Raw genomic sequence first — 6,466 nt, 5'->3', positions numbered from 1 at the left:
ATTCAAAATCCCCTGTCCCTAATTAAGACTTCCGGTCGAAGTGTCTCGAAATATCCCGCAATTTTTTCGGGACAAGTCCCACCAACTGCTAAATTATGCGGATTACATATGATATCATATGCAAAAATATATAAAACGAGGTGAGTATATATGGAAAAACAATTTCCAAAGAATGTAAGGCAGATTGGTAACGTCAGTGATGAACCTAAGATATATGTGGAGGATTACGTGGATACGTATCTAAATCAGATGTGCGAAAAGGTAACAGATAATCCAGTGGGAGTAGCTTTAGTAGGCGAGACTCTGACGCAGGAGGGACAGGGGGTAGTATATATATCTGGTGCTGTCAAATTAAGTGATATCGAGACAAATGCCGAAGAACTGAAGATCACGGAAGAGATGTGGGATGAAGCGGATGAAGAACGAAAGCGATTTTTTCCGGAATATGATATTGTGGGATGGTGTCTGCTTGAAAAAGGGCGACCCATGAGCAGAAGCAGAGAAATTCGAAATATTCACGAAAAAACTTTTTCCAGAAGTGATACGGTTTTTATATGGAAGGATGTGATAGAAAAAGAAGAGATGTTTTATGCATATAAGTATGGAGAACTTATGCAGATTGGCGGTCATTATATTTATTATGAAAAAAATCCGTCGATGCAGAATTATATGATCAGTACGCGTAAAAAGATTGGCGTTACACCCAGTGAAATGGTTGAGGATCGAGCTGCAAAGGATTTTCGTAGTGCCGTAAGAGAAAAACTGGAAGATAAGGAGCAAAGACAGAGCTCCAGATTCGCATATGTCACCAGTATATTGCTGGTGGTTGTTGTATTGGCAATCGGTGTTTCAACCATGAATAATTATGATAAAATGAAAGCGGTACAGTCTTCTCTGGAGGCGTTGTCCCAGTCGGTGGGAGCCGGGGATGCAAACGAAGAACAGACGGCGGAAGAAGTGATTGCAAATGGGCAGTCTGTGCAGACAAGTGATAATAAAGAGGAATCTCAAAGTGCAGATGCAGCATCATCCGGCACTGTTCCGGAGACATCGACGATTCAGGAACAATTGAGTGAAGAAGATTATTATGTTGTGAAAAAGGGAGACACACTGGACAGTATCAGTGAGAAGATATACGGAAATGCAGCGCATGTAGAAGCGATTTGCAAAATGAATGGGTTGTCGGATGGAAACCTTATCTATATTGGCCAAAAATTATTACTACCTTAGGAGAGAAATATGGTATAATGTGCACAAAGCAATAACAGTGCATATATAAAACTCAAAGCACTGTGAGGAAGGCGGAAGGGTAATTCATGATGCACCGAAAGAACAAAAACCTTCATGTCGTGGATTCACAGGTGGATCCGACGGATCTGATCGTTGAACAAATTCTGGATGAACTGAAGAATGAAGATGGCATACAGACAGATGTGGAGGAAGAGATCAGGCAACATAAAAAGAAAACAAGAAGAAAAATACTGCTCTGTATCCTGGCAGTGGCAGCAGTTGCAATAGCAATCTTTTTGTTCATTAATCTTCAGACTTATACGGAAGCCCGTATAAGTGATACCTACACTATTAAGGGAGCCGCAAACAGCAGCTATGCGCAATATGCGAAAGGAGTGTTGAAATATAGTCGGGATGGTATTGTCTATCTGAATAATAAAGGAGAGGAGCAATGGAACCAGTCCTATCAGATTAAAAATCCGTTTGTTGTTGTTGGAGAAAAAACGGCGGCAGTTGCAGACAAAGGTGGCAATGACATCATGGTGTTTTGTGAAGATGGATTGAAAGGTGAGATACATACTACTCTTCCAATTGAAAAGATCCATGTATCAGAACAGGGAATTGTCGGAGTGATTCTGAAAGACGATACCTCGGCAAAAATTTTGTGCTATGATACAGCAGGAAATGTGCTGGTGGAACACAAAGCATCTTTGTCGGGGACGGGATATCCGCTGGATCTTTCGATGTCAGAAAATGGTGAAGTTATGCAGGTTCTGTATCTGTGTACGCAGCAGGGAAAGATTACTTCAAAAGTAATCTATTATAACTTTGGCGAAGCCGGATCGGATAAGACAGACCATCAGGTGACGTATAAAGAGTATGAAGACACGATTATGGCATCTGGGTTTTATATGGATTCTTCTACATCCGTGGCGGTGGGGGATAACCGGATGATCATTTATCGGGGGACAGATATTCCGAAAGAAAAAACAGAGATCACTATGGATAAGGAGATAAAAAGTGTATTCCATAATGAAAGATATATTGGCCTGGTTCTGAAGAATGAAGGAAAAGAAGGTTATGAGCTCAGGTTATATAATAAAAACGGCAAAGTAGCATTGTCAAAGGACTTTACCGGAGATTACAATAATGTAAAAATCTGTGGAGACCAGGTTATTATGTATGATGGTAAGAAATGCAGTATCTTTTGGCGGAGCGGAATACAAAAATATGATGGGGAGATGGATAACAATATTCTGGAGATCTTTCCAATTGAAGGAGTAAATAAATACATTGTGATGAGCGCGAGCGGCATGGAAAATGTCCGGCTTGTGAAATAAGGAGAACGTATGAATTGGATGTTAATGTCAGTTGGCGGAGTGATTCTGATATGCATGATAGTAGGATTCTGCAGGGGAGCAATACGAATCGCAGTATCACTGCTTACTACAATAGTTACACTTGTTCTTGTGTTTTTTGTCACCCCATATGTTGCCAATACGATTGAAAAGTATACACCGATGGATGATATGATTAGAAGTCAGGTGTCTTCGGCAATGGTAAATGCGGCTGCCACAGAGCTTACAGAAGCTGCAGATGAACAGGTGGAACAGGGACTGAATGCAGACAGTGTGAGAAGAGTTTTGAAAGCAGCAGGTATCAGTGAAGAGGAGCTGGCTGAATATGGTATTTCTGTGGAAGATATTGTGAATGGAAATATAAGCAGTGAAGATCTTGCGCAATATGGAATTTCCGGCAATATACTTGCGGGCCTGAATCAGGGGAAAAACGAATCACTGGCAGACGCGCTCGATCACGCCAATATACCAAAAGAGATTCAGAATAAAGCGATCGACAGTGCGGATATACCACAGATATTCAAAAATCTGCTTGCCAGTAACAATAATGAAGAAACATACAGTAAAGTGGGAGCAGAAACATTTCCGCAGTACGTAGGTAATTATCTTTCGAAAATGATCATTAACATGGTAGCTTTTTTATGTACATTTATTCTTGTGACGATTGTTGTACGTGCTATTGTGTTTGCACTTGATATCGTTTCGGAACTTCCGGTGCTCGGCATGATCAACCGGCTGGCCGGAGGTCTGGCAGGGATAATCGGAGCGCTGATCATTGTATGGACATGCTTTTCCCTGATCACACTTTTGTATACTACGGCAATCGGAAGGGAGCTTTATGACACGATTCAGTCGGATCGGATTCTGAAAATGATCTATGATTATAATCCGATTTTGAAACTTGCAGTAACGTTAAAAAAATAAGAGAAGACATAAAAAAGGACTGTTGCGAATCAACAGTCCTTTTTGACTATTCAGAAAGGTAAGGGACAGGATCAATAGCAGAGCCGTTTTCCTCGATTTGAAAATGCAGGTGAACACCCGAAGCGTTTCCGGTATTCCCGGTGAGGCCGATCTGTTGCCCCTTCTCTACATGTTGTCCTTCCTCAACATAGATTTCTTTGTGATGCATGTATTGAGTAATCAGTCCATTGCCATGATCGATAACAATCCAGTATCCTGCGGTGCTGTCCCATTCGGCTTTGATAACGGTACCAGCTTCGGCTGCATAAGTCGGGAGATTGTAGCCGTTGGTTCCAAGATCAATTCCCTTATGGAAAGAATCATCAAATGTGCGATAGCCAAATCCACTAGTCAGATAAGCGCCGGGACATGGATTGGCGAAACGTCCGATCATATCGCTGAATTCTTGCAGCGTCATTTCATCCAGTCGGTAGAGATCATAATGTTTCATCTGTGCGATGAGATTCTGCCCATATGTCAGGCTGGTTGCCCAGCGACCGGCAATTTTCATGGCAAATGTATTGGCATCTGTAACACCGGCAGTCAAGTCTGAATAATAGTTTTGTAAAAGTTTTGTTCGATCTTCAATACATTCTGTGTAGGTGTTGTAAATGCGGAATCCGGCTGTAATAGTATAATTTTCGCCAAATACAGTCTGTTCTCCGGTACGCATGTTAACGGTTCCGGCTGGTCCCTTTCCTTTGATGCCAAACAGGTTACAATACTGATACGCAAGATAGGACAGTCCCTGTCCATTTTCCCCGCCTTCCCCGTAATAACCGTATCCGGATTCCTGAATGATCTGTGCAATGGTAACAGAAGCCGGAAATCCGGTTTCGTCCTGACATTTCAACGCTCCGATAATCATTTCCTGCGTAATGAATGCAGGTATATTATCAATGGGAAGTAAAACATTATATTTGATCTTTTCGCTGGCATCCGGAAATGGCCGTGAAGGAGAAAAGGATGATGTGATTCTGGTTGTGTTTATCTGATCATCACGAAGCGTACTTTCCGAAGAAGATGGAACGTTTTCCTGCGGCCGGATATTTTCGGAAACAGAAGAAGAGTCTGATGAACCGGAAACTACCGGATCCGTATTCTGATCAGAAGAATTTTCGGGTGATTCCGATGGCAGGGAAGGAGTTTCCACAATATCGTTATCTTCTGGTTCGGATATTTCTTCCGAAGAATCTGCGGGTTCGGAATCACCTTTGGAGGAACCGTCAGTACCTTCCGATGGATCGGCAGGCTGGGAAGTTTCCGTATCCTGAACATCGGTTCCCGATGGTTCGAAAGAATCGGATTCTTCGTTATCAGTGATTTCAGGGTTCTCTGTTGTATCACTGATCGTGTTTGTAGAAGCCTCCGTGATATTTTCCGGGATCTCTGCCTCAACGGGTTCCTCAACGGATGCGGAGGAGCCGCTATTCTCTGAATCTGAGGTGGCTTCACTCAGAGCAGATGTTTCGCTGATGCTGACTGTGAGCATTCCAATTGTTATGGAAGCAACAATGGAAGCACGAATAAATATATGTAGAAATCTGGAATTACGCAAGATGTGAACCTCCTTAATAGGTATTATTATTCATGAAATATATTATAGCACGTCAGAAAGGGATTCACAAGGCATCACTGCCCCCGTTTCCAGGGTTTTCGGTTGATTACGGAGAGAAATCTGGTATAATGATGGTATGTGTGAAAAGAGGGATAATGTGGCAGAAACATATGAAAAAATGTCAGATGTGATAGACAGATTGATAAAAAAAGAGAGAAAAAGAAAGCAGCTTGCTGGAATTCTTCGACTGGCATTTTTGACGGTTCTGCTTTGTTATCTGTTGTTTCAGATTTTGTTTGGGATTACAATTATCAAAGGTACGTCAATGGAGCCTGGAATTCCGGAGAACAGTGTGGTGGTATATTCACGACTGGAGAAAACGTATAAAGTAAATGATGTCGTGATTGCAGAGGTTGACCGCCAACAGGTAATTAAGAGAATCTATTCCCTGGATGAAAAGAGTGTTTTTTTATTGAGTGATAATCTGGAGAATTCCATAGATTCCCGAACATTTGGAGCAGTAGCCATGGAACAGTTAAGAGGAAAAGTAGTATTTACATTTCGCTTTTTCTAATGATCAGAATGAAGAAAAGAGGTAGAGACAATGGATAAGATGCAGGAAATTACAGAATACATTAATACGATGAAGATAAAAAAGTCCTTTTTTGGAGGCTTTGACCGAGAAGATGTATATGTAAAGCTTGGTGTGATAACTGGAATGTTTCAGAAATATATAGAAGAGTTTCAAAAAAGTGAAGAAAAGCAAAAAGAAGAATATGAGCAAAGAGTTAAAGATTCGGAGAAAAACATTGCACAACTTCAGCAGAGGGTAGGTGTCCTGCTAAGTGAAAAGCAGTCTGTTTTACAGGAAAAAGAGACCGCGCTTGCGGAGAAGGCAGCTGCAATAGAAGAAAATGAAACTGAAAAAGAACTTCTGAAAAAGAAAAGCAATGAACAGCAGGAAAGACTGGGGGCCCAGGAAGAAGAGCTTGCAAGGCAGAAGGAAACAATCGAAGAGTTGAAAGAAGTTCAGCAACGCCTTGAAAAAGATAAAGATACATTGCGCAGAACATATAAAGAATACTGTTCTAATGTACTTCAGCAATATTCGGATTCACTGCGCACATTGTCAGCAGAATTTTCCCAGATTCTGGAGAATGTTTCCAATCTTCAGAAAGCCATAGTAGAAGCGGAATCAATGGAAATATTTGAAGTAGAAGGACAAGAAAAAACCGAAGAGAATATGAAGAAATTGATTGACGAAAAAACTGAATAATGCTATGATGAAAATCCACCACACTATATGGTGGATTTTTTAAACAGTAATTATAGGATGAAAAATGCTTAAAATTATATC

General features: G+C 41.1%; 6 protein-coding genes. 5 read left to right on the top strand and 1 reads right to left on the bottom strand.

Features of this window, described 5'->3' with window-relative positions; translation table 11 throughout:
- Positions 1-150 precede the first annotated feature (150 nt).
- From JQM82_RS13890 to JQM82_RS13880, 3 genes are all read left to right on the top strand, one after another.
- Positions 151-1,230 carry a LysM peptidoglycan-binding domain-containing protein gene (locus JQM82_RS13890; RefSeq protein ID WP_235250991.1) on the top strand — a complete coding sequence of 360 codons (1,080 nt, stop codon included), beginning with the start codon at positions 151-153 and terminating at the stop codon, positions 1,228-1,230.
- Between the two features lie 86 nt (positions 1,231-1,316).
- Positions 1,317-2,570, top strand: a complete 1,254-nt coding sequence (locus JQM82_RS13885) for a DUF5711 family protein (RefSeq protein WP_235250989.1) — start codon at positions 1,317-1,319, stop codon at positions 2,568-2,570.
- Between the two features lie 9 nt (positions 2,571-2,579).
- The gene (locus tag JQM82_RS13880; RefSeq protein WP_235250988.1) at positions 2,580-3,512 is read left to right on the top strand and encodes a CvpA family protein; all 933 of its coding nucleotides are present in this window, start codon (positions 2,580-2,582) and stop codon (positions 3,510-3,512) included.
- A 46-nt stretch (positions 3,513-3,558) separates the two neighbouring features.
- Here the strand turns inward: JQM82_RS13880 and JQM82_RS13875 are convergent, their stop codons facing one another.
- A complete protein-coding gene (locus JQM82_RS13875; protein WP_235250987.1) occupies positions 3,559-5,109 on the bottom strand; it encodes a peptidoglycan DD-metalloendopeptidase family protein in 1,551 nt (516 codons plus the stop codon).
- Between the two features lie 157 nt (positions 5,110-5,266).
- Between JQM82_RS13875 and JQM82_RS13870 the strand changes: the two genes are divergently transcribed.
- A complete protein-coding gene (locus JQM82_RS13870) occupies positions 5,267-5,683 on the top strand; it encodes a S26 family signal peptidase (protein WP_235250986.1) in 417 nt (138 codons plus the stop codon).
- 30 nt (positions 5,684-5,713) lie between these two features.
- A complete protein-coding gene (locus JQM82_RS13865; RefSeq protein ID WP_235250985.1) occupies positions 5,714-6,385 on the top strand; it encodes a hypothetical protein in 672 nt (223 codons plus the stop codon).
- The last annotated feature ends 81 nt before the right edge of the window (positions 6,386-6,466 follow it).

The organism is Faecalicatena contorta (assembly GCF_021531995.1).
Classification (GTDB): Bacteria; Bacillota; Clostridia; order Lachnospirales; family Lachnospiraceae; genus Dorea_A; species Dorea_A contorta_A.
The sequence above is the reverse complement of the archived record's forward strand: the minus strand, read 5'-3'. Positions and strand labels throughout refer to the sequence as shown.

Coding starts and splice junctions, on each gene's coding strand:
- JQM82_RS13885 (WP_235250989.1), top strand. CDS start 1,317: ATGATGCACCGAAAGAACAAAAACCTTCATGTCGTGGATTCACAGGTG.
- JQM82_RS13890 (WP_235250991.1), top strand. CDS start 151: ATGGAAAAACAATTTCCAAAGAATGTAAGGCAGATTGGTAACGTCAGT.
- JQM82_RS13880 (WP_235250988.1), top strand. CDS start 2,580: ATGAATTGGATGTTAATGTCAGTTGGCGGAGTGATTCTGATATGCATG.
- JQM82_RS13865 (WP_235250985.1), top strand. CDS start 5,714: ATGGATAAGATGCAGGAAATTACAGAATACATTAATACGATGAAGATA.